Consider the following 21274-nt stretch of genomic DNA (forward strand, 5'->3'; position numbering starts at 1 on the left):
TCCCCTCGTGCTGCGCGCGTGTCGGCCGGTGGCAATCGACGCCTGGGGCTATGGCTGGGCATCGGCGCCGTTGTCGTCGCCCTTGCCGGGCTGGCCGTCTGGGGCTTCTCCGGCAGCAGCGATTATCCGGAACCGAGCGAGTATTCGCTCACACCGGATCCGGCCCATGCCACCGGGCACCCGGACATTCCGGCGGGCGCCCCGCGTGACGGCGCTGCCATGATCGTCGATGCGCCGGCCACCGCCGGTGAGCCGGCCCTGCCTGCACCTGCCGCAGACACAGCGCCTGCATCCGTTGATGCCGCTTCGGTCGCTGCGGCCCCATCGGCGGCGACTGCAGCGAGCGGGGCGGCCGCACGTAGTCCTGCGCCTGCCGCACGCGCTTCGCGTGCCGCAACGCAGAGCGACGCAAAGAGCAAGGGCGATGAAAACCTGCTCGGCACCCTGCTCGGCATCATCAAGGAAGAGGACAAGGCCAAGGCCAAAACGAAGGCCAATGCCCAACCGCAAAGCATGGACGACCTGATCGCACAGATCGAGGCCGACCAGCGCAAACGCACCGAAGACGAGCGCGCCGCCTTCGAGCGCGTGGCCAGCAAGAAGTCCGCATCGACCGAATCGAACATCCAGGCTCAGCTGCGTGCCTGCCCCAGCCCCGCGTCGCTGAAGGGCGTGGATTGCCGCCGCCGGATCTGCGCAGCGGTGAGCGGCAAGGACCCGGCCTGCCCGGCGATGTGACGCGTTTTTGTAGAGTCGAGCCATGCTCGACTCTGCTGTACCCGAAGACCGCTACCAGCCCGCACACGTTGCCGAGCGCAGTTTCTGTCAGACCCGGCTCGTTGCCTGCAGGAGCTGCTGCCGCACTTCATCGTTGCGGGCCTTCGCAGCAGCGATCGATTCCTTCCAGAATCGATCCATCTGATCCGCCCGGCCGCCCGCATGATCCACTCGCCCGTATACGGCCGGCGCACGCAGCGGCGGCGTATCGGAAGGCTCGGATGTTCCACGTCGGGTCACGGCCGCCGGCCAGACCGGCTTGCGGCACAGCTTCATCGCAAGGAAGCGGAACAGCGCCCAGGGCAAGGTGAGCGGCAGTGCAATCCACATCAGCCCTGCGCCCGCAGAAGAGACATGAATGATGAACGCATTGCGGAAGCTCGGCACCACTGAGGTGTAGAGCTGCAACGGCGGGAACGGAAGCGCGGAACGCCCCTGCTCCATGAAGCGCCGGATCATTTCCCAGTGCGCGAGCACGACGGCAGGGTTCGAACCGCAATCCGAGCCTACCGCAAAGGTGTGCACGACCTGATCGCCGCGCATCACCAGGCCCCTGAGATCGTAGGTGTAGTCGTCACCGGGCCCAGCGGGCTTGTCCCTGCCAATGATGAAGCGGACATCCGACCAGGCCGCTGAAATCACCTTGTTGCGTCCGCCTGTGAAGACATGCACCTGGTGCGTGGTTCGGTCAAAGCGGATGGGGTAGTACTGGTAGCGGAAGATGTCCCGCAGTATCAGCATCCAGAAGACAAATCCGACAAACGCGAGAGCCAGGGTGCTAACGCCGACGGCAGCATAGATGGCATCAAGTGACTGAGCTTTGTTCTCGGTGGAGATAGCCGCGTGCAGCATCGCAATGATGAAGATTGCACCCAGCACCACAAAGACGCTGCCACCCATCAGAGCCCATCCGCGGTATAAGAAATGCCGATCCACATACTCCATGGAGTCAGCATCCAATCCGATGATGCCCTTGTTGATCGGCGTAAACGCCGAAGAGTCGAACTGGCGCACATCGGCACCTTCTTCATATTGGGAGAGGGGGCGGTTGTTGCGATAGCGCTGGGCAAGCCAGCCGGCGAACTGACTCATCTGCGGCATTATCCTGATCGAGTTGAACGACGATCCCACTCCGACTGCGCCATGACCTCAGGCTCGGCCAGCCTCAGAGGGTCATTCGCGTCGACCTCGCACTCATCCTGCACCCATTGCGGCCACACTGGCACACGGCAGGACTTCAGGACCAGCCACCGGCAGAGCACCAAGGGCAGCAGCAGTGGCATAAGCATGAACCGGGCACTCAGCATGGCCGGCCCAAGGCTGGCGACCACGAACAGATAGCAGTTGCGCAGGGAAGGCTTGACCGACAGGTTCATCTGCCGACCGTCGATGGTGTCGACCACCTCGGCGGGCCCTTCTTCCATGTAGCGGCGGACAAACTCCCAGATGCCACGTATTTTCAACTCGTCATCGAAGTAGTGACCGACAGCGAAGGTCCGCTTGACGAGATGATCCTCAACGATGCTGCACCGCAGGTCACGCAGGAACTCCTCGCTGGTTCCTTGCCCGATGTAGAAGACGGCCTCATCCCATGGGACGGACACCGCGCCCTCCTTCCCGCCCATGAAGAAGTAGACCTTCCGGTTGCGCCGGTTGAATCTCGTCGGGTACCAGACGTAGGTGAAGAACTCGTATCGGAGGGTGATATGCCAGAACAGTGCGGGGGCGCCGACCACGCAAGCGCCCACCATGCCGTACATCACCCAGTCCCATATGTCCCCCTCCAGGTTGGGGAAGACCAGAGTGAAGAGCAGGAAGAAGCCGAGCAGGAACAGCCCCAGCGTGCCAAGCAGGACTACCGTGGTCGACACCATTCCCCGCAGACGGAAGCGGCGATCGATCAGCTCGATGCAGGTCGAATTGAAGCGTACCAGGCAGGCGTGTTCGGCGGGCGCCACGGATTGAGCGGCATGTACATTGAAACGCGATGCACTCTCCTGGGGAGAAAGTGGACGTCCCACGGGAAAATCGCGCATCCATCCGGTATACATCCAATCTCCCTTTCCCGCAGCGTTGGCGAGCATGACATGCCATGCGACTACTGGGCGGCCAGTGTCGCCACCGACGGGCCCACGTGATTGTGCACTCCGCTCGATCGGGATGCACTGGCTGGGCGAGCGCGATAGCATGGATCATTCGGCCAAGGAAGTCCCTGATGTCCACACTCTCGCCCCGGACTGCAGCTCTATTAGCCATTCTGTTACTCACTACATCTGCATGTGCCAAGGCGGAAGATTCCCCGTCCGAAGCGAAGCGCGGCCCCGGTACAGCTACGCAACAAAAGGTCGTATCTGACCTGGTACCGATCAAGGGAGGCTCGTTCCTCATGGGTGATTTTGGCCCCGTGCACAACGAGGACAAACTGCCCTACAGCGGAGCCATGAACGATGACGTGCTTCGAAAGATCACGCTGGACGGCTTTTCGATCATGGCCCACAAAGTGTCGATTGAGGATTTTGATGCTTTCACGGACGCTACTGGCCGCCCGAGGGTGGGTACTTCGAAGATTGACTCGACGCTTTATCGTGCCGATCCCAAGGCCGCTGCCGGAGTGAAGTGGCAGGATGCCCTGGACTTCTGCACGTGGGCTGGGAAGGGGTCGGGTCGTAAGCTCACACTCCCAACCGAGGCACAGTGGGAGTACGCGGCACGGTCAGGAGGCAAGATGGTTCTGTTCGCGACCGATACAGGCACCATCGAAGATGGTCGCAATGTCGCGAGCTATTCCCAGTACGATGACGGCAGCGGATCCTCTCTGGGCAAGTTCCCTCCCAATCCGGCAGGGTTGTACGACATGACAGATCACGGCTATGAATGGGTACAGGATTGGTACGAGGAAAACTACACGGGAGGTGATGCAAAAAATCCTCTTGGACCGAAGAAGGGTACCCAGAAGGTAATTCGAGGGAATGACAGTCGTGGCGGTGATTCACTTGTATTTGTTGCCATGACGTTTGCGCGCGATCACCAGCCTCCGAATCCCCCCAAGCTCAAGAACGCCCACGGAAGTGACATTGATGCGAATCAGAATGCGAGCCACGGGTTCCGCTGCGTCAATCGGGACTGAGGGCGGAGGATTCGAGCCGGATGCATAGGGCGGTTGGCGAGATACTGCCGCACCCCAAGCTTCACCCGAGCACTGCCTAGTCGACCTGCTCCAGCCATAGAGCCATGAAGGGGCGACAAAGTCGCATCTATCACCCGATGAGTGCCGGAGAGCTTGGCAAGCGCATCATATACTGGGCAGGGCGGACCTGAAGATGGCGCAATCGCAGCCTTCTCGTTGCGACGGGGTATTCACTTAGTGCGCCAGGTCCGCTGCTACTATGCAGTGCTCGGCCAAAGGAATTCTTCATGTCTATGCTTTCACTTCGGACAGCCGTCCTGCTCGCCACCCTGCCGCTTACTACCACTGCATGCGCCAAGGAGGAAAGACCATCTGTCCAAGTGGACCGTGGCTCCGGTACAGCTACTCAGCAAAAGATCATGTCGGACCTGGTGCCGATCAAGGGTGACTCGTTCCTGATGGGTGATTTTGGCCCCGTGCACAACGAGGACAAGCTGCCCTACAGTGGAGCGATGAATGATGACGTCCTCCGGAAAATCACGCTGGACGGTTTTTCGATCATGGCGCATAAAGTTTCGATTGAAGATTTTGATGCTTTCACGGACGCGACTGGCCGCCCAAGGGTAGGCACCTCAGCGCTTGACGCAAAGCGATATCGTGCTGACCTCAAGGCCGCGGCGGGAGTGAAGTGGCAGGACGCTGTGGACTTCTGCAACTGGGCCGGAGCAACATCAGGTCGGAAGCTGACACTTCCCACCGAGGCACAGTGGGAGTTCGCGGCGCGCTCCGGTGGGAAGATGGTTGTGTATCCGACCGATACAGGCACCGTTGATGATGGTCGCAATGTCGCGAGTTATTCCCAATATGAGGACGGTAGCGGAACTGCCTTGGGCAGGTTCCCTCCCAACCCAGCCGGTCTATACGACATGATCGACCATGGCTACGAATGGGTCCAGGATTGGTACGAAGCTGAATACTCCGGCGGTGATTCAAGAAATCCCACCGGCCCAAAGAGCGGCACAGAGAAGGTCATCCGGGGAAACAGCAATCGCGGCGGCGACTCACTCGCCTTGGTTTCAATGACTTTCACTCGCGATCATCGCCTCCCGAATCCTCCAAGGCACAAGGATACGGATGGGAGCGAGATTGATTCCAATCAGAACAGGAGCCATGGATTCCGCTGCGTTACTCAGGACTAAGGCTTGGGGCCTGCTGTCTGAAGTACCAGGGAGCGGCGATACATCGCCGCTCGGCGGCATCATGCAAGCATGGTCTGATCGTCACGATCCAACCATAGTCCCGGGGGATCCATCATTGCGAAAGTCGGAGCTTCGGTGCCGTCCAACGCAGCCAGCTGTACTGGATCATCAATGTTCATGATCTGAGCCACCTCGTATCCCTTCGGGAACTCATTGAGCAACTTTGCGCGCTTCTCAAGGAAGGACTGGAGATAGGAATTCCCCACATCGCCGACCTTGTCGCGCGAGTGCTTGTTCATCGTCCCGAACACGTTGGGCAGATCATTGTTCAGCGAGTAGCCGTAATCGAGGAAGCGCACCACGTCACCTTCCGCCTTGCCGCCGTCGGGCCGGCGCTTTCCTTCGATCGTCATGTGTTGCATGACATTCATCCACTCCGGCCTGGATGTGACCGGCTGCAGAATGTTCAGCACAGCCTGCTTGTGCCCTGGCAGCGCGTGGATCTCGATGTCGCCCCAACCCGGAGAGAACTCAGGAAGATTGCGCGCATGTGATTCAGGGTAGTGTCGGGTAACGGCGTAAAGCAGCATCCCCCTGGTCTCTGGTGTTGCGTAAATGAGCCAGTCCGGCTTGCTGTTGATTCGATTGACCAGTGCATCACGAGCGCTCGCCCGTTGCAGCCTCCCCTGCAGCCTGTCGAAGCGATCATTGATCTCGTCGATGGTCTGAGCCAGTGCTTTGCCCATGCTGCTATCCTCTGCAACGACCATGAACAACAACTTGGAGAGAACGTTGAATGCGTCCTGCGCGATATAGGTAAGCTTGATGAATCCGGAGTGGGCCAACTGGTAGAACACCCATTTCACGAATTCCTGCATGCCACCTGCGTCCACGGCGAAATCCACTGCCCCCTTTGCGCCTACACCCCAGCAGAGTCGTGCAGATGCACGAATGCGGAACTTCCCGCTGTTGAAGTAAATGTTGAGTTGCGCGCTTGCGCCTGCGCCCGCATTGACTGCCACATCCAATGCAATCTTGGCGAAGCTCACAGGTTCCTTGCGATCTGGCGGCAACCAGCGCAGATCACCAGAAGGCGTGATCCCCCCCTCCACGCCTGCGAAAACCTCAGCGGTCAGCTGAACACCCGCTCCGCTCCCCTTCGGAGCCGATTCATTCATGCCCAGCATGCGCACCCGGGCTGGATCAAGCTGCGCGCGCGGCAGCCCCCGCTGGCTGTCAAAATTCTCGGCGAGCGATTGCGAACGGTCACGCTGTTGGGCGGTAGCAACGGGCTTCTTGCCTACGTATTTGATTTCAGCAGAGCCGGCGAGCGTGCCCTTGGCGCCAACGAACCCGTACAGCTCACAGGCCAGTACAAAAACGATCGCTCCAAGATCGACATCCCCGAACTGCATCTGCCATCCCTTGATGCTTGGAACGGAGTAGCTGTGCGTCCATTTCCCCTCAAACAGAATCAACTTGGCAGAGGCATTGGCCTCAGCCTTCGCTGCCGCAACTCCCTTTGAAGGATTCCACGTAGCAGCGCTGCTGGCACCTGCGCCCGCAACAAAACGCAGCCACTGCGAAGCGCTCGCAACTTCATATGAATCGCTTTTCTGGACGTGCTCCACGAACTCGTTGCCGCCGGCGTCGATGATGTCGAAGACGAACGGATCCATCTTTGTCTCGGCTTTCGCCTGCAGCGTGATGGAACGGATTGACTTCTTGAAGTCCGCCGCGTCGAATGGCTTGGTGCCGGTCACCTCGTGCTTGCCCTCGCTGGAGCCACTGACCGGACCACCTTTGACCTTGGTGCCGACAGAGGTGTTCACCGCTGTGGGAATACCCATGATCCGCCGCTTCTTTAGTTCCTCGTACTTCTTGGCGGGAATGTAGCGACGGCGTAGGCCGGAACGATCAGCCAGACTTCCGTTGCCTGCGTGCCTGCCTTTGTCGTAGGTCTCGAAGGTGACAACCTCCTTCAAGTCTGTCAGCTTCGAGAAGTTGTCATTCAGCATCTTCGCCACATTGTCTTCAGCAATACCCAACGCCTTTTCGGCGGCGGCTACTGCTTCGGCATCGCGCCCCTGCAACGCATTGTCAAGATTCGCCCTGGATCGGTGCAGACCGGCCATCGTATTCTCGATCATGCCGCTGAGTTCTTCGAACTCGTTCCAGACATCCGGCGTCAGCAACAGCAGCTCGCGTGCCTCGGCGTTGAGAACTGCGGGCGCGCTGATCTTGCCGTCGACTCTGGCTGTCCGCCCCTGCCCAGACTCGCTCATGGCTACTTGGCTCTTCATGCCAAGCACATATAGCGTGGTGGACTGTCCCTTGATCAATGGCTCCAGCATGTCAGTGTTGCGGCCGACCTTGCTTCCCGGCAGATTGAAATTGAAGCGACGACGCCCGTTGCAGGTAATGCGCGGCGTCATGCCGTTCTTGTCGGTATTTCCTTTGATTGGCCGGCCCGCCGCGTCGTTGCCAGCAACTTCGCGTCCCTTTGCATCCACCGCATAGGCAAGGTAAGGGGCATTGGGTAGCGCCTTCTGGTCGGCCTGCATCTGGAACTTCACCCGGAAATAGGGCTGCAGTTCAAGCGCGCACTGGATCGGTGCCATCGTCATGATGGTGCTGTTGAGCTGAAGCTCGATGTCGTGCGAGACCGCCTTCTTCTGGCGGCCAGCGAAGTCCGGTTGCGCCCACTTGCGCTGGTCGAAGTCCCAGACTTCCAGTTGGAATCGTATTGTTGAGGGCGGAAGGAACGGTACCTGCGTAGCAGGCTTGACACCTTTGTCCAACGGGTTCTGCAACGGATTCGGCGTGGTATTCACGAACTTCGTGAGGCCCTGTGCGTCGGTTGTTCCATTGACGACCTCGTTGCGATCAGGCAGCTGCAGGATCCGGTAGCGGACCTTCGCGGCAGGACGCTGCTGGCCGTTGTCAGCCAGGTAATAGAGTCTGAAATTTCCAGTTGCCATGGTGTCTTCCTTGTCGCGCCGTAACGGTCTGCGCGCTTACGCTTCGTCGTTGAGGTAATAGCCTTCGTGCTTGGTTTCACCGTCGCCGACGAAGAGATGGATGTTCTGCGGGCCCTTGGTCACCACCTGCTCGGTTTCACCCTGCGCATTGGTGGTACCTTCCCGTGCACTGCCATCGGGCATCACAAGCACATACGGTGAGTTCGGCATCGGCTGTCCCGCGAAATCGCGAAGCACGTACTTGAGCTTGTAGGCGTCAGCTGGATTAGGAAGTACCAGCGGCGCGTTGACACTCGCCGGCCCCACCCACTCCCGCTGGCTGGCCTTGAACTCCACTTTTCCCGGCGCGCCCAGCTCGATGTTGTCGCCCTCAATGCGAATGTAGGCCCCCGCCGCCGTCGCCAGCAGATGCTTGCTCGGCGCCGACAGCTGCACGTCCGCTTCGGTACTGGCGATGCGTACCTTGGTCTTGGCCGCCACGATCATCTGGTTCTTGTGCGCACGCGCGCTCACCTTGCCCTGCGCGGCGTGCAGCGCGATGCCGCGCTCCTGGTTCGGGCTTTCACCGCTGGGCTGCACGCCGGCGGTGTACATCACCAGACCGCCGGCCACCGCCATCGTCAGCGAGCCCTGCGTCATCCAGTTCAGTGCCACGCCACTGGCCAGCGTGGTGTGGGTGCCACTGACCCAGACCTGGTCGGCCGGGGTCAGGCTCAGCACGCCGGCCACACCGCTGCCCAGCAGCACCGGCGCGCTCCAGCCCGGTGCCTCGCCATCGCCGCCGGCGATGCTGCCGGCGGCACTGCCGCTGTGGGTGGCGCGCAGCGTCTCCTGCAGCTCGGTCAGGGTGGTGTCCACCGGCAGCTCGGTCGGCTCGCCGGGCAGCTGCGCCTGCTGGTTGGCGGCCGATTCGGCCAGCTGCTGCAGCAGCTGCTGGCTTTCCTGCAGCTGGCTCAATGCCTGCGGCGCGGCCATCTGCGGCGAGCCCTGCTCGGTGGTCAGCAGCAGGCCGCGTCCGGCACGCAGCGCGCCCTGTGCCTGGGTGGACAGCTCCACGCCGAAACCCCGCTCGCCTTCGCGCACATTGTCCTGGCCGCCCTTGAGGTGGCCCAGGGTCAGCGTGGTCTCGTGCTGGGTGGTGGACAGCTGCGCGCGGCCCTGCCCGGGCGTGTCGTCGAAGCGCAGCTGCTGGTAGCCGCCGGTGCCGCCCTGGCTGTCGGCCAGCGCCTGGCTCTTGAAACCGGTGTACACCGCCGCGTGGTCATTGCCCTCGAACCAGGCGGCGGCGTTGCCGGTGGCGGTGGCGCCCCCGCCGTTGATCTGGTTGTGCTGTGCGTCCTGCTGGCCACGGCCGTTGTAGACCGCACCGACCACCACCGGGCGGTCGATATCGCCTTCCAGGAACGCCACCAGCACTTCCTGCCCACGCCGCGGCAGCACCACCCCGCCCCAGTTGTCGCCGGCCCACGGGGTCATCACCCGCACCCAGGTCCAGGCGCCTCCGTTGGCCGGTGCGTTGTCGTCGCCGCCGGGATGGGCCAGGCCGCTGCTGGCGTTGCCGCCGCGCTGCCACGGGAACTGCACCTTGATGCGATGGTCGCGGTCGGACAGCAACGGGTCGCCGTCGCTGACCACGATCGCGCTGAGCGTGCCGGTGATGGTCGGCCGCGGATGCAGGTGCGCGCCGTGGCCGTCCTCGGTCTGCGGCCGGTAGTTCACTTCGGCGGGGATGGCGACGAAGCGGTTATCGTAGAAGGCGGTGGACACCTCGCCCGGCGCCTGGCCGTAGGCCAGCCCGGACAGCGCATCCGGCAGCGCCGGCACCGCCACGCTGGACGGACCCAGGGTCTGTTCCAGAGCGTCGAACACGTCGGCATCGAGGTTGTTGCGCGCCTGGTGCAGCACCGACAGGCACAGGAACTGTGCGTCCTCGCCCACCTGCGGATGCTGCGACAGGCCAAAGCGCGCGCCCGGTGCCAATGCCCGCCATTGGCCGGCGCCGTCGATGGTATGGGTGCGCACGCGCAGCGCGTCCAGATGCTGCTGCGCGCGGCGCTGGCCGCGTGCGTTGTCCTGCCAGCCATACGGGCCGCAGGTATCACGGTCGACAATGCCCAGGTCGTTGCCCTGCTCGGCCTCGGCGCTGGCCTGGCGACGCTCCAGGGTGCGGTAGTCCCAGGTCGTACGTTCGACCTTGCCCGGCCGCCAGCGGTGCGCGGTGGACCACTGCTGCACGCTGTCGCTGCGCTCGCTCTCGTCGCGGCGATGGAAGCGCACGCGGCCCAGTTCGGTGGTGTCGTTGCTATGGTCGGCCAGCACCAGGGTATGCGTGCCGAAGTCCGCGCCGCCGGGCTCGCCGGCATGCTCGAACCAGTAATAGATGCCCTCCTCGGCCAGCAGCCGCTGCACGAAGGCCAGGTCGCTTTCCTGGTACTGCGTGGTCAGGCTGCGCCGCGCGTACTGGCTGGCGTCACCCAGCGACCAGCGCCAGGCCGGTGCCAGCCCGCTGTAGTCGGCGAACAGGTCCTCGACGATCTCGACCACGGTCTTGTCGTGGAAGACGTAGCTGTCCACCCGCTGCGACAGGAACGCCAGCCACGGCTGCAGGCGCAGCCGATAGCGCGCCAGGCCGCCATTGCTGCCCAGCCGCTCGGCGGCGGTGATGCGACCGTGCAACGGGCGCAGGCTGCCGTCAGCCTGCTGCAGCTGCAGCAGCGCACCCTGCCCGATCAGCGGTGCCAGTGACAGGCCGGCATCCAGCGACAGTGCGGTGATCGTCCACTGGAAACCCATGCCGTCGATCTGCTCGACGCCATCGAGGGTTTCGGCCACCAGCACATCGCTCCCCAGCGACGTGTGCAGCCGCAGGAAGCGCTGTGCGTGCGAGGGGCCGGCCAAGGCTGCCCGCAGGTTGTTTACCAGATCCATGGTGCTTCCCCTACTTCCCGTACCTCAAGGTGGTCTGCATGCGGCATGCGCATCGGTGTACTCCGCTTCCCGCGTGCGCGCGGCCTGCGCCCCGGCCGGGGCGACAGGCACGCACGTCCGTCAGGCAGCCTGGACGATCTCTTCCAGCTGCAGGCGCACGCCCTCGCTGATCTTCAGGCGGTAATCGCGGCCGCCGGCGGTGATCTGCAGTTCGCGTACGTTGCTCACCAGCTGCGGCTTGCCAACCACCGGGGCATCCATGTGGATGCGCCACGAACCCCGGCTGATCTGCGCGGCGACGTTGCGGGCATCCTGGCGGGCGGCGGGCACGGCCGTGTCCAGCAGCTCGATCACATGCTCCGGGCGCAGCCGGTTCCAGGCACGCACGCGGTCCAGTTCACGGCCCAGCCCCAGTTCCAGGCTGTCGCAGTGGTTGAGGGCCGCTTCGCGGTCAAATCCATAGAATTCCATCAGCGTTCTCCTTCTGCTCAGTGTCATGACACTTTGTATTTGAAGTCACCCTTCTTGCCGGCGGTGACCTTGATGGCGTTGATCCGGTTTCCTTCGGCCATTGCCGCCAGCACGCTCTCGGCGATTTCCGGCAGCAGGGTTCCATTGAGGATGTGGTCAACGTTGCGCGCACCCGAGTCCACTTCGGTGCAACGTGCAAGCACGGCCTCCACCAGGCTGTCGTCCCAGCTGAAGGTGGCCTTGTGATTGGCGATGACGCGGTCGCGGATGCGGCCGAGCTTGAGCGTGATGATCTGCGCCAGCACGTCATCGTTGATGGGGTAATACGGCACCACCTTCAGGCGACCGAGGAAGGCCGGCTTGAAGGTGCGCATCAGTACCGGGCGCAGCGCGTCGGACAATGCCTCCGCGCCGGGGATCTCTTCGGCCGGCTTGTTCAGGCAGGCCTGCATGATCTGCGAGGAACCGATGTTGGAGGTAAGGATGATGAGCGTGTTGCGGAAGTCGATCTCACGGCCTTCGGCATCATCCATCATGCCCTTGTCGAACACCTGGAAGAACATTTCCAGCACGTCCGGATGGGCCTTCTCGACTTCATCCAGCAGCACCACGCTGTACGGGTTGCGGCGCACGGCTTCGGTCAGCACGCCACCCTCTCCGTAGCCCACGTAACCCGGCGGCGAGCCCTTCAGGCCGGACACGCTGTGCGCTTCCTGGTACTCGCTCATGTTGATGGTGACGAGCTTGCGCTCGCCGCCATACAGGATGTCGGCCAGGGCCAGCGCGGTCTCGGTCTTGCCGACGCCGGACGGGCCTACGAACATGAACACGCCGCGCGGCTTGTTCGGGTCTTCCAGCTTGGCGGTGGCGGTGCGCACGCGCTGGGCGATCGCATCCAGTGCATGGTCCTGGCCGATCACGCGCTCGACCAACAGATTGCCGAGCGTACGCACGGTGCGGATTTCGTCCTTGACCATGCGACCCAGCGGCACGCCGGTCCAGGCCGAAACGATTTCGGCCACCACGGTGCCGTCGACCTGCAACGGCACCATCGGGGTTTCGCCCTGCAGCTCACGCAGTTCGGCCTGCAACCGCGCCAGCTCGGCATGCTGCGGCGAGAGTTCGGCCTTGGCCTTGCCGCGCTTGGCAGCCGGCTTGGCCACGGCAACATCGCCTTCGTTGTCGTCGTTGGACGGCTCGGGATCGCCCGATGCAGCCTCGCCCTGCTCCATCTGCTGGCGCAGTACGGCGATGCGGCCGGCCAGGTCACGTTCGCGGCCCAGGCGCTCTTCGTTGCTGGCCAGCACGGCCTGCGCTTCGGCCTGTTGTGCATGCAGTTCAGCCAGGCGTTCGCCATGCTGGTCGCTGCCACCGGCCGTCTCGCGCTGAAGTGCGGAAATCTCCGCCTGCAGCCGGTCCAGATGCTTGCGGGTGTCTTCGATGATCGCCGGAGTGGCGCTCTGCCCCAGCGCGACCTTTGCACACGCGGTGTCGAGCACGCTGACTGCCTTGTCCGGCAGCTGGCGGCCACTGATGTAGCGATGCGACAGGCGCACCGCTTCGGTCACCGCCTCATCCAGCACGCGGATGTTGAAGTGCGCCTCCATCAGCCCGACCATGCCGCGCAGCATCGCCGCAGCCAGCGCCTCGCTCGGTTCCTCGACCTTCACCACCTGGAAGCGGCGCGCCAGCGCGGCGTCCTTCTCGAAGTACTTCTTGTACTCGCCCCAGGTGGTGGCGGCGATGGTGCGCAGCTCGCCGCGAGCCAGTGCCGGCTTCAGCAGGTTGGCTGCATCGTTCTGGCCGGCGGTACCGCCGGCACCGATCATGGTGTGCGCTTCGTCGATGAACAGGATGATCGGATGCGGGCTCTTCTTGACCTCGTCAATCACGTTCTTCAGGCGGTTCTCGAATTCGCCCTTGACGCTGGCGCCAGCCTGCAGCAGGCCCATGTCCAAGGTGTGCAGCTCCACCCCCTGCAGCACGTCCGGCACGTCCTTGTCGGCGATGCGGCGGGCCAGCCCCTCGACTACGGCGGTCTTGCCGACGCCGGCCTCGCCGGTAAGGATCGGATTGTTCTGGCGGCGGCGCATCAGGATGTCGATCACCTGGCGGATCTCGCCATCGCGGCCGATCACCGGGTCGATTTTTCCATCGCGCGCCCGCTGGGTCAGGTTGGTGGTGAACTGGTCCAGGGCCGGCGTCTTGGACAGGCCGCCCTTGGCCTCGCCCGGCACCGCACCCTCGTCCTCGCCCGCTTCACCGCCGGCCGAGGCATCGGCGAAGCGCACGGTCTGCACCGCTTCCTGCGAGCCCTCGGTGAGCTTGGCGAAGTCGTGCTTGAGCTCGTCGCGCTTGAAGCGCACGAAGAGCTTGGAGCCCCGGTAAGCCAGCTGCGCCAGGTCGGGTTCGGTCAGCAGGGCCAGCAGCAGATGGCCGCTGCGGATGCGGGTGGTTTCCGAGTCAAGCGAGGCGATCAGCCAGGCATGCTCGAACAGCTTGGGAATGTGCTGGGAGAACACCGGAGTGCGGCTGTTGCCGGTCTTGAACTGGCTGATCTCGTCGTTGAGATCGCGTTCCAGCGACTCGGGCAGGATGCCGCTGCGCCGTGCGATCAACACGAAATCGCTCTGCGGCTGTTCCAGCAGGGCCAGGAACAGGTGTTCCAGGTCCACCTCGTAGTTGCCGCGTGCCATGCACAGGTTCGCCGCCCGTTCGGCGGCCTGCCGGCAGGTGTCGTCCAGTTTGCTGATCAGGGTCTTGAGGTTGATGCTCATGCGGAAACGCGCACTCCTTGCTGGAACCGTTCGGGGGCCGATGGCGCGGACGCCATCGGCGCAGTGTCATTGCAATGTGTGGATGCCATAGGTGGTGTCCTCACGCGAGGTATCCTGCGGCCGGGTGCACAGGTAGCTGTCCCAGCCCAGGCGGACGCTCCCTGCGCTACCGAGTGCGCTGCCCTGCACATCCTCGGCCCGCAGCACCAGGCGAACTTCATACTCAAGAATGCCGCCGGTCAGCAGCGACAGCCATTTGGACAGCGCTTCGGCGGCACTGCCACCCGGCAGGAACGCATCGAACTGGTCGCGGCGCAGCGGCCCGATGCGCAGGCGCAGGCGCAGGTCGCGCTGCCACACCCGGTCTCCGGCCAGCGCGCTGGCGCCCAGCACCGCGTTGGCCTGGCCCAGGCGGGTCGCCTGCCCCGGCGGCACCCGGTACCACGCGCCCACGAACTGCTCCAGGTGCAGCGGCACCTGGAAATAGTCCGACAGCACGCGCTGCATCAGCGCCGCCGAGACCGGTCGTTGCCGCACCGCGCCGGCGTAATAGGCCACCGCCTGGTCAAAGATCTCGCCGTCGCCCTCGTGCAGGCGGTCGCGCAGCTCGCTCATGCCCATGCCCAGCAACGACAGCACCAGCGGCAGGAAGCGCTCACGGCGATCCAGCTCGTACTGCAGCGCCAGGCGATGTTTCTTCCAGGCAGCGTAATGCAGTGACACCGCACGGGTGGAGAAGATGTCCAGGAACGCCCGCGCGGTCCGGTCGCGCTGGTAGAGCTCGCGCAGCTGCAGGGTTTCGGTGTAGTGCAGGGGCAACGCACCGGCCGTCCCCAGCAAGCCCATGAACTGCGGCGTCAGGTGGACCTCGGCGAGTTCCTCGCCATGCAGCGCCTGTTCCACGGCCTCGCGGTCCAACAGCCGCTCACCCTTGAGCGAATACACCTCGCCCTCGGCCGACAACTCGGTGGCCGGAAACCCCAGCGACAGCGAGTTGCGGAAGCGCACGCGCATCGGCACCGCCTGGCCGGGCTTGACGCCCTGGCGCTGGAACACCTGCTCAAGCAGGCGCACCGCCTGGAAGAACTCGAAGCGGTGTGGTTCGGCCAGCAGCTGCTGGGCTACGCCAGGATCGATTCGCCGCTGCGCGCTGGGCATCGGACGATCTCCTCTCCGCTGTCGCCGGATACCAGCACCAGTCGGGTAAAGCTGTTGGCATGCACGTAGAGTGCAAAGAAGTGGTCCATCACCTGGGCGAAGGCGGCCACGCCGGTTCCCACGAAATGGGCCTCATTGATGGTCAAGCGGATTTCCAGGCCACGCACCACCGAGGCGAACTGGCGGCCGTGCATCCAGGTGGTCACCGGCGTCTGCTGCAGCTCGAGGATGCCGTCGATCTGGCGGGCCGACACATTGCTGCCGGACAGGTCGTACAGGCGCAGCATCTCCTTCAGTGCCGGAAGCCCGCTGGCAGTGAGCGACAGCTGGTTCAACGACAGGTGCGAGATCAGGCGCCACTGCGCGTTGCGGCCATGGCGGAATCGCAGCGGCTTGGTCGGCTTGCGCAGCAGGCTGATCGCCTTGGCCGGGCTGCCGCCCTCAATGGTCAGGTCGCCCCCGGCCACGCCGAACGCCAGCTGGTTGGGCAGGTCGCGATTGCTGCAGGTCAGCTCCAGGCTGACCGTATCGGTCTGCGGCAGTACCGGATTGAACGACAGGTCGACGAAACTGATCTCGGTTTCGAAACCCGGGCTCTGCCGCGCGATGTCTTCGTCCCGCCGCGCCACCCAGTACTGGCCGGTGCGCTCGGGGTCTTCGCCATGATGCAGCGAATAGAACGGCCGGAATGCCTGGATCAGCTCGCCCTGCGGCGTCTGCCGGATGCGGTGCACCGAGTCGATTGAATGCACTTCATAGGCGAACGCGCGGCGTGCATCCGCCAGCACCGGGTAGTTCACCGTACGATGGGTGACACGGATCGGCTCGCCGCTGGTGCGGAACAGATTGACGATGGGCGTGCAGCCAAGGCGCACGTTGTGTGCGCCGAGCTCCTCCAGCACCATCGCGTTGCCCCGGTCCTGGCCCTGGGCGTGCAGCACCAGGTGAAGGGTGAAGCGTCGGCTGGCGCCCGCCGTCACCGACGGCAGGTGCAGGTCGACAAAGCCGAATTTCTCGGGATAGGCGAACAGTTCGGTCAACAGCCGATAGGCCGGGTGCGAGCGCGCCGGAAAGTCGATCAGGGCCTCATCGTCGGCGAACCCGACCGGGCTCAACGGCACGCTGTCCAGGCGCCGCCAGCGTCCGTCGCCATCGGATTCGACGTAGGCCGCCTTCACGCCAAGCATCAGGGCATCGCGCAGCGCAGCCCGTACCGACGGCTCGCCATCGAGGAACAGGCGCAGGCGATCGGTACCCAACTGGTGAAAACCCAGCTGATCGGACAGCAGCTGGAAGCCCATCGAGATCTGGCCACCGGTTCCGGCCGGCAGGGTCGTCGCCATTGGCGCATCGGCGACGCTGCGATACACCACCTGCTGCACGCCGACCGGCGCCAGCACCACATCGTAGGCCGTACGGAAATCGCAGGGCACGCCCCGGACCGGACGGCTCTGGACGGCGGTTCCACGCGGCACGCGTACCGGCGCGCTCAGCTTGGAGGCCACCCCTTCGGTATCGAAATGGGCGATCGAGCAGGAGGGGAACGGCCGCAGATAGTGCGGATAGAGCACATCCAGCAGTGCGTCGGTGAACTCGGGATAGTCATCCTCGATGCGCTTGGATACGCGCGCACTGAGCAGCGCGAAGGCCTCGATCAGGCGCTCGACATGCGGGTCCTGGCTGCCCTCGGCGGAGAGCTGCAGGCGACCGGCGATCTTCGGGTAGCGCTCGGCGAACTCGCGCCCGTAACGGCGGAGGTAGCCCAGCTCGCGTTCGTAGTAAGGCAGCAGGTCCTGCATCAGGCGGCCTGCGTGCGACGTGCGCGGGTGACCTGGTACTGCAGGGTCGAGGGTTGCAGCATCGCATCGAAGCTGACCGGCTCGCGCGCAGGCTCCAGGTCGAGCAGCGCATGGATGGTGAAATGCAGCCCGCCGGCAAACTGGTTGCCCGCATCCAGATGGACGTTGACGTTGCGCAGGCGGCGCTCATGGCGCGCCACGGCCTGCTCCAGCGAGCGGCAGATGGCAGCACGATCGTAGGCGTTGGCCAGGCTCATCGCGGAAAAGTCCGCCAACCCGTAGGTCAGCAGCGATTGCCGGCAATTGGGGAATTCCTTCATGTCGCCTTCCTGGAACGCGGCGCGCGAGTTCAACAGCCCCTCCAGGTCGCGGGCGATGGATTCCTTGTACTGCTCCAGCGAGACGGACTTGAAGACCGGCCCGGCGCCCGTCTGCTTGGGGGCGTCGTCGAACAGTTTTTCCAGCAGGCTGGGTTCGAGTCCCTTCATTGGTCGATCCACTCAGGTTCGGCATCCGTGCGGGCGGCAGCGGTGCATCAAGGGCAAGGCCGTTCCTGGCCTTGCCCGGCGATCAGACTGCGATGGCGCACGAGGCGCCATCGCAGCGACACAACATCACACGGTGTAGTTCGGGATGTTCTTGGTTGCACTCCACTGCGCGACGGTCTTGCCACCAACTCCGCCTTCCGGCTTCTGCTGCTGGTAAGTCCACTTGATGGCGCCGAAGCTCAACTGAACAACTTCCTGGGGCATGCCTTCCTTGTCCACCGTGGTGGTGACGCGGTGGACCAGCACGTTCAGCAGCTCGACCGTGTAGTAATTGATCGCGTTGCCGTCCTTGTCGGCGCGCATGAACTGGATCTGCGCCTTCGGGAAGGTGGTGCCGTTGGAGGCGGCCTGGTTGAGGGCCGTGGAGGCGAGGTCGATCGACTTGGTGATTTCGATCGGGGACAGGTTCACGCGGGCTGCGGTGGTGCCGCCGGAGGTCGACGCGGTGGCCGAACGCGGCTGCAACAGGTCCTGCGAGAACGACTGGATTTCGATCCAGTCCTTGTGCTTGTCGTCGTGCGACTCGCCCTTGATGGTGTCAATCGAGAGGAAAGCGTGCTGCATATCTGGTCTCCTAAATTCCGTTCTTCCGTGAGATTTGATGTGCCAGGCGCGGGCCTGGCGGTTAAGGGGGGCTACGCCCTCTTGAAATAAGCGTCACTGCAATCCGGGGAGCGGACTCCCCTGGACGCTTCAGTTGAAGCAAATCGTTACGACTTTTTCGCGGACGCCGGCAGTTCGGCGACCAGACGCAACGAAACAGACAGCTCATCGAGCTGGAAATGCGGCCTGATGAAGGCCACCGCGCGGTAGACACCGGGCTTGCCCGGCACCTCCGAAACCTGCACAGAGGCTTCACGCAGCGGGAACTGCGCCTTGGCTTCCTGCGACGCGTTATCGTCCAGCAGTACGTACTGGGCAATCCAACGGTTCAGGAATTCCTCGACGTTGCCCGCCGAAGCGAAGCTGCCGATCTTTTCGCGCATCATCGCCTTGAGGTAATGGGCGATGCGCGAGACCGCGAAGATGTACTGCAGCTGTGCAGACAGGATCGCGTTGGCATTGGCCGAATCGGTGTTGTACTTCTTCGGCTTCTGTGCCGACTGTGCGCCGAAGAACGCGGCGTAGTCGGTGTTCTTGCAGTGCACCAGCGGCATGAAGCCGAGGTCACTGAGTTCTTTTTCACGACGATCGGTGATCGCCACTTCGGTCGGGCACTTCAGCGCCACTTCGCCATCGTCGGTGCGGAAGGTATGGGTCGGCAGGTCTTCGACCAGGCCACCGCCCTCCACGCCGCGGATGGCCGCGCACCAGCCGAAGCTCTCGAACGCCTGGGTCAGGCGCGCACCCATCGCGTAGGCGGTGTTGCACCACAGAAACTTGCTGTGGTCGGCCGCTTCGATCTCTTCGACGAAGTTGAACCCCTCGACCGTGGTGCCGTCCTTCGGGTTGTACGGCAGGCGGCCGAGGAAGCGCGGCATGGTCAGGCCCACGTAGCGGCTGTCCTCGCTCTCGCGGAACGACTTCCACTTGGCGTACTCGACGGTGTCGAACACCTTGGCCAGGTCACGCGGCTTGCCCAGGTCGGTGAACGTTTCCAGGCCGAACATGCCTTCGCCGGCCGCGGAAATGAACGGCGCATGCGCCGCTGCGGCCACGTGCGACATCTGCTCGATGAAGTACATGTCCTCCGGCTGGCGGCCCAGGAAGTAGTCACCGATCAGCGCGCCGAACGGTGCACCGCCGAACGTGCCGAATTCTTCCTCGTAGACCTTCTTGAACAGCGCGCTCTGGTCGAAGTCGATGGCCGACTTGAAGTCCTTGACCAGGTCCTTCTGCGGCGAATTGAAGACCTTGATCTTCATGTTCGGGCCAGTGGAGGTCTGCTGGCACAGGTAATGCAGCCCCCGCCAGCTGCCTTCCAGCTTCTGGAAGGGCTCGGCATGCATGACCGCGCTGAGCTGCTCGGAAATGATCCGGTCGATCTCGGCGATGCGTGCGTCAAGGGTCAGGTTGAGGTTGTCGGAGACCACCACGGTGCCGTCGAGGACTTCCTTCGCCAGGGCGGCGATGATGTCCTTGGCGCGATCATGCTCGGTCTTGGACTTGGCGACCTTGCTCTTCTCGACGATCTGGTCGAGCAGGCCCACCTCTTCGGTTTCGACGGCCTGGGCGGCCAACTGGCTGGCTTCAGCTGACATGGGTCAGTCCTCCTTGGTCACGCCGAGCTTCTTCAGCTGCTCGGTGTTGTTGAGCACATCGGTCAGCAGGTCTTCCAGCTTCTCGTTGCCAGCCAGCTTGTTGCGAAGATCAGCCAGCTTGGTACGGGACTCGAGCAACCGGCGCAGCGGCTCGATCTGCTCCACCACCGATTCGGGGCGGAAATCCTCGATCGAGTTGAACTTCAGCTCGACGCCGAACTCGCCACCTTCGTCGCTGATCCTGTTCGGCACGCGATACACCGCGCGCGGCGCGATGCCTTCCATCACTTCATCGAAGTTGTCCAGATCGACGTTGACGAACTTGCGATCCTTCACCTTCGGCAGCGGCTGCTCCGGGTTGCCACTGAAATCGCCCATCACGCCTACCACGAACGGCAGTTCCTTCTGCTCGATCGCGTCACCCTTCTCCACATCGTAGGTGAGCTGGACGCGCGGCGGGCGGATCTTCTGCAGCCGCTTCTGGATGCTTTCCTTCTTGGCCATGAGTGTCTCCTGACTGGGGCCGGTTCCGGATCAGTTGCCGATGTTCTGGAACGGATCGGAGGTGTTCGAGCGGGCAGCGGGCTTGGCCGGCTGCGTGGCGGCGGGCTGCGCGTTGGCGGCCGGAGCGACGGCACGGCCTGCGCGGGCGCGGCTGCGCGGCTTGGGCTTGGGCGTCGGATCGAGAATCGCGTCACCCATGGTGTTGCGCAGGGTGGTGGCCAGCGTCTGTGCTTCCTTGCGTGCGGTGTCCGACGCCAGTGCACCACGCCCCTGCAGACGAGTGAGCGACTGGTTGGCAACGCGGAAACCGGCAACGGTGATCACGCCATCAGCCACCAGATCGTTGGGATCGCGCTGAAGCACCTCTTCCGCCGCGACGATCGCGCGGGCGTACTGGCCCTGATCGAATTGCAGCTGTGCGATGCGCACCCACGGCTCCTTGCGCGTCGGGTCGGCCTTGGCCGCCACTTCGAACGCGCTGATCGCGGCATCGGCACCGCCAGCGGTCACCTGCGCCTCCGCGTTGCTCAGCGTGGTTTCGAACGGCACGACCTCGGCCTTCTTCGGTGCCGATGCGCAGGCCGCCAGGCCCGAGAACATCATCAGCGCGAACATCGGCCGGTATACAGCCTTCCCCATTGCCTTCACTTCCATAGTGATCCCTCGTCGAAATTAGTTCCTAAAGGAAGCCGAATCTCCGCCGATACAACACACGGGATTCCTGCCCCTGTCGGCGGCAGTGTACATTCGCGAATACGCGCCGGTATAGTGAATTTCGTCAAGAATATGGCGAATCCGGTAGAC

General features: G+C 63.5%; 16 protein-coding genes. 3 read left to right on the plus strand and 13 right to left on the minus strand.

Features of this window, described 5'->3' with window-relative positions; translation table 11 throughout:
- Positions 1-18: 18 nt before the first annotated feature.
- The gene (locus tag K5L94_RS13460; RefSeq protein WP_053450029.1) at positions 19-738 is read left to right on the plus strand and encodes a hypothetical protein; all 720 of its coding nucleotides are present in this window, start codon (positions 19-21) and stop codon (positions 736-738) included.
- 87 nt (positions 739-825) lie between these two features.
- On the opposite strand, the gene K5L94_RS13465 is transcribed toward K5L94_RS13460, so the two are convergent.
- Both K5L94_RS13465 and K5L94_RS13470 read right to left on the minus strand, forming a co-directional pair.
- Positions 826-1869: a DUF6708 domain-containing protein gene (locus tag K5L94_RS13465; protein ID WP_148564974.1), complete on the minus strand. Its 1044-nt coding sequence runs from the start codon at positions 1867-1869 to the stop codon at positions 826-828.
- 8 nt (positions 1870-1877) lie between these two features.
- Positions 1878-2861, minus strand: coding sequence for a DUF6708 domain-containing protein (locus K5L94_RS13470; protein WP_204275086.1), 984 nt, complete (start codon positions 2859-2861; stop codon positions 1878-1880).
- Between the two features lie 131 nt (positions 2862-2992).
- Between K5L94_RS13470 and K5L94_RS13475 the strand changes: the two genes are divergently transcribed.
- Positions 2993-3904, plus strand: a complete 912-nt coding sequence (locus K5L94_RS13475; RefSeq protein WP_080374934.1) for a formylglycine-generating enzyme family protein — start codon at positions 2993-2995, stop codon at positions 3902-3904.
- 287 nt (positions 3905-4191) lie between these two features.
- On the plus strand, positions 4192-5103 hold the full coding sequence (locus tag K5L94_RS13480; protein ID WP_053450033.1) for a formylglycine-generating enzyme family protein: 912 nt from the start codon (positions 4192-4194) through the stop codon (positions 5101-5103).
- A 59-nt stretch (positions 5104-5162) separates the two neighbouring features.
- On the opposite strand, the gene K5L94_RS13485 is transcribed toward K5L94_RS13480, so the two are convergent.
- From K5L94_RS13485 to K5L94_RS13535, 11 genes are all read right to left on the minus strand, one after another.
- A complete protein-coding gene (locus K5L94_RS13485; protein ID WP_053450034.1) occupies positions 5163-8084 on the minus strand; it encodes a hypothetical protein in 2922 nt (973 codons plus the stop codon).
- 36 nt (positions 8085-8120) lie between these two features.
- Entirely contained in the window at positions 8121-11012 is a 2892-nt protein-coding gene (locus K5L94_RS13490; protein WP_274510648.1) for a type VI secretion system Vgr family protein, read from the minus strand.
- A gap of 120 nt (positions 11013-11132) precedes the next feature.
- Positions 11133-11483: a hypothetical protein gene (locus K5L94_RS13495; protein WP_006465048.1), complete on the minus strand. Its 351-nt coding sequence runs from the start codon at positions 11481-11483 to the stop codon at positions 11133-11135.
- 23 nt (positions 11484-11506) lie between these two features.
- Positions 11507-14260 carry a type VI secretion system ATPase TssH gene (tssH, locus tag K5L94_RS13500; RefSeq protein ID WP_053450035.1) on the minus strand — a complete coding sequence of 918 codons (2754 nt, stop codon included), beginning with the start codon at positions 14258-14260 and terminating at the stop codon, positions 11507-11509.
- Between the two features lie 66 nt (positions 14261-14326).
- On the minus strand, positions 14327-15418 hold the full coding sequence (gene tssG / locus K5L94_RS13505; protein ID WP_006465179.1) for a type VI secretion system baseplate subunit TssG: 1092 nt from the start codon (positions 15416-15418) through the stop codon (positions 14327-14329).
- Positions 15382-17217 (minus strand): type VI secretion system baseplate subunit TssF, encoded by a 1836-nt coding sequence (gene tssF / locus K5L94_RS13510; protein ID WP_008268648.1) that lies wholly within the window; start codon positions 17215-17217, stop codon positions 15382-15384. Before tssF ends, tssG begins: the two co-directional genes overlap by 37 nt.
- Entirely contained in the window at positions 17217-17705 is a 489-nt protein-coding gene (tssE, locus tag K5L94_RS13515; RefSeq protein WP_006465264.1) for a type VI secretion system baseplate subunit TssE, read from the minus strand. Before tssE ends, tssF begins: the two co-directional genes overlap by 1 nt.
- A 126-nt stretch (positions 17706-17831) precedes the next feature.
- Positions 17832-18329, minus strand: coding sequence for an Hcp family type VI secretion system effector (locus tag K5L94_RS13520; protein WP_006465355.1), 498 nt, complete (start codon positions 18327-18329; stop codon positions 17832-17834).
- 146 nt (positions 18330-18475) lie between these two features.
- Positions 18476-19966, minus strand: coding sequence for a type VI secretion system contractile sheath large subunit (tssC, locus tag K5L94_RS13525; RefSeq protein ID WP_040007501.1), 1491 nt, complete (start codon positions 19964-19966; stop codon positions 18476-18478).
- A 3-nt stretch (positions 19967-19969) separates the two neighbouring features.
- Positions 19970-20470: a type VI secretion system contractile sheath small subunit gene (tssB, locus tag K5L94_RS13530; protein ID WP_006465402.1), complete on the minus strand. Its 501-nt coding sequence runs from the start codon at positions 20468-20470 to the stop codon at positions 19970-19972.
- 30 nt (positions 20471-20500) lie between these two features.
- Positions 20501-21124, minus strand: coding sequence for a tetratricopeptide repeat protein (locus tag K5L94_RS13535; RefSeq protein WP_087944931.1), 624 nt, complete (start codon positions 21122-21124; stop codon positions 20501-20503).
- Between the last annotated feature and the right edge of the window lie 150 nt (positions 21125-21274).

Source organism: Stenotrophomonas forensis (genome assembly GCF_028752115.1).
In the GTDB taxonomy this organism is placed as follows: Bacteria; Pseudomonadota; Gammaproteobacteria; order Xanthomonadales; family Xanthomonadaceae; genus Stenotrophomonas; species Stenotrophomonas forensis.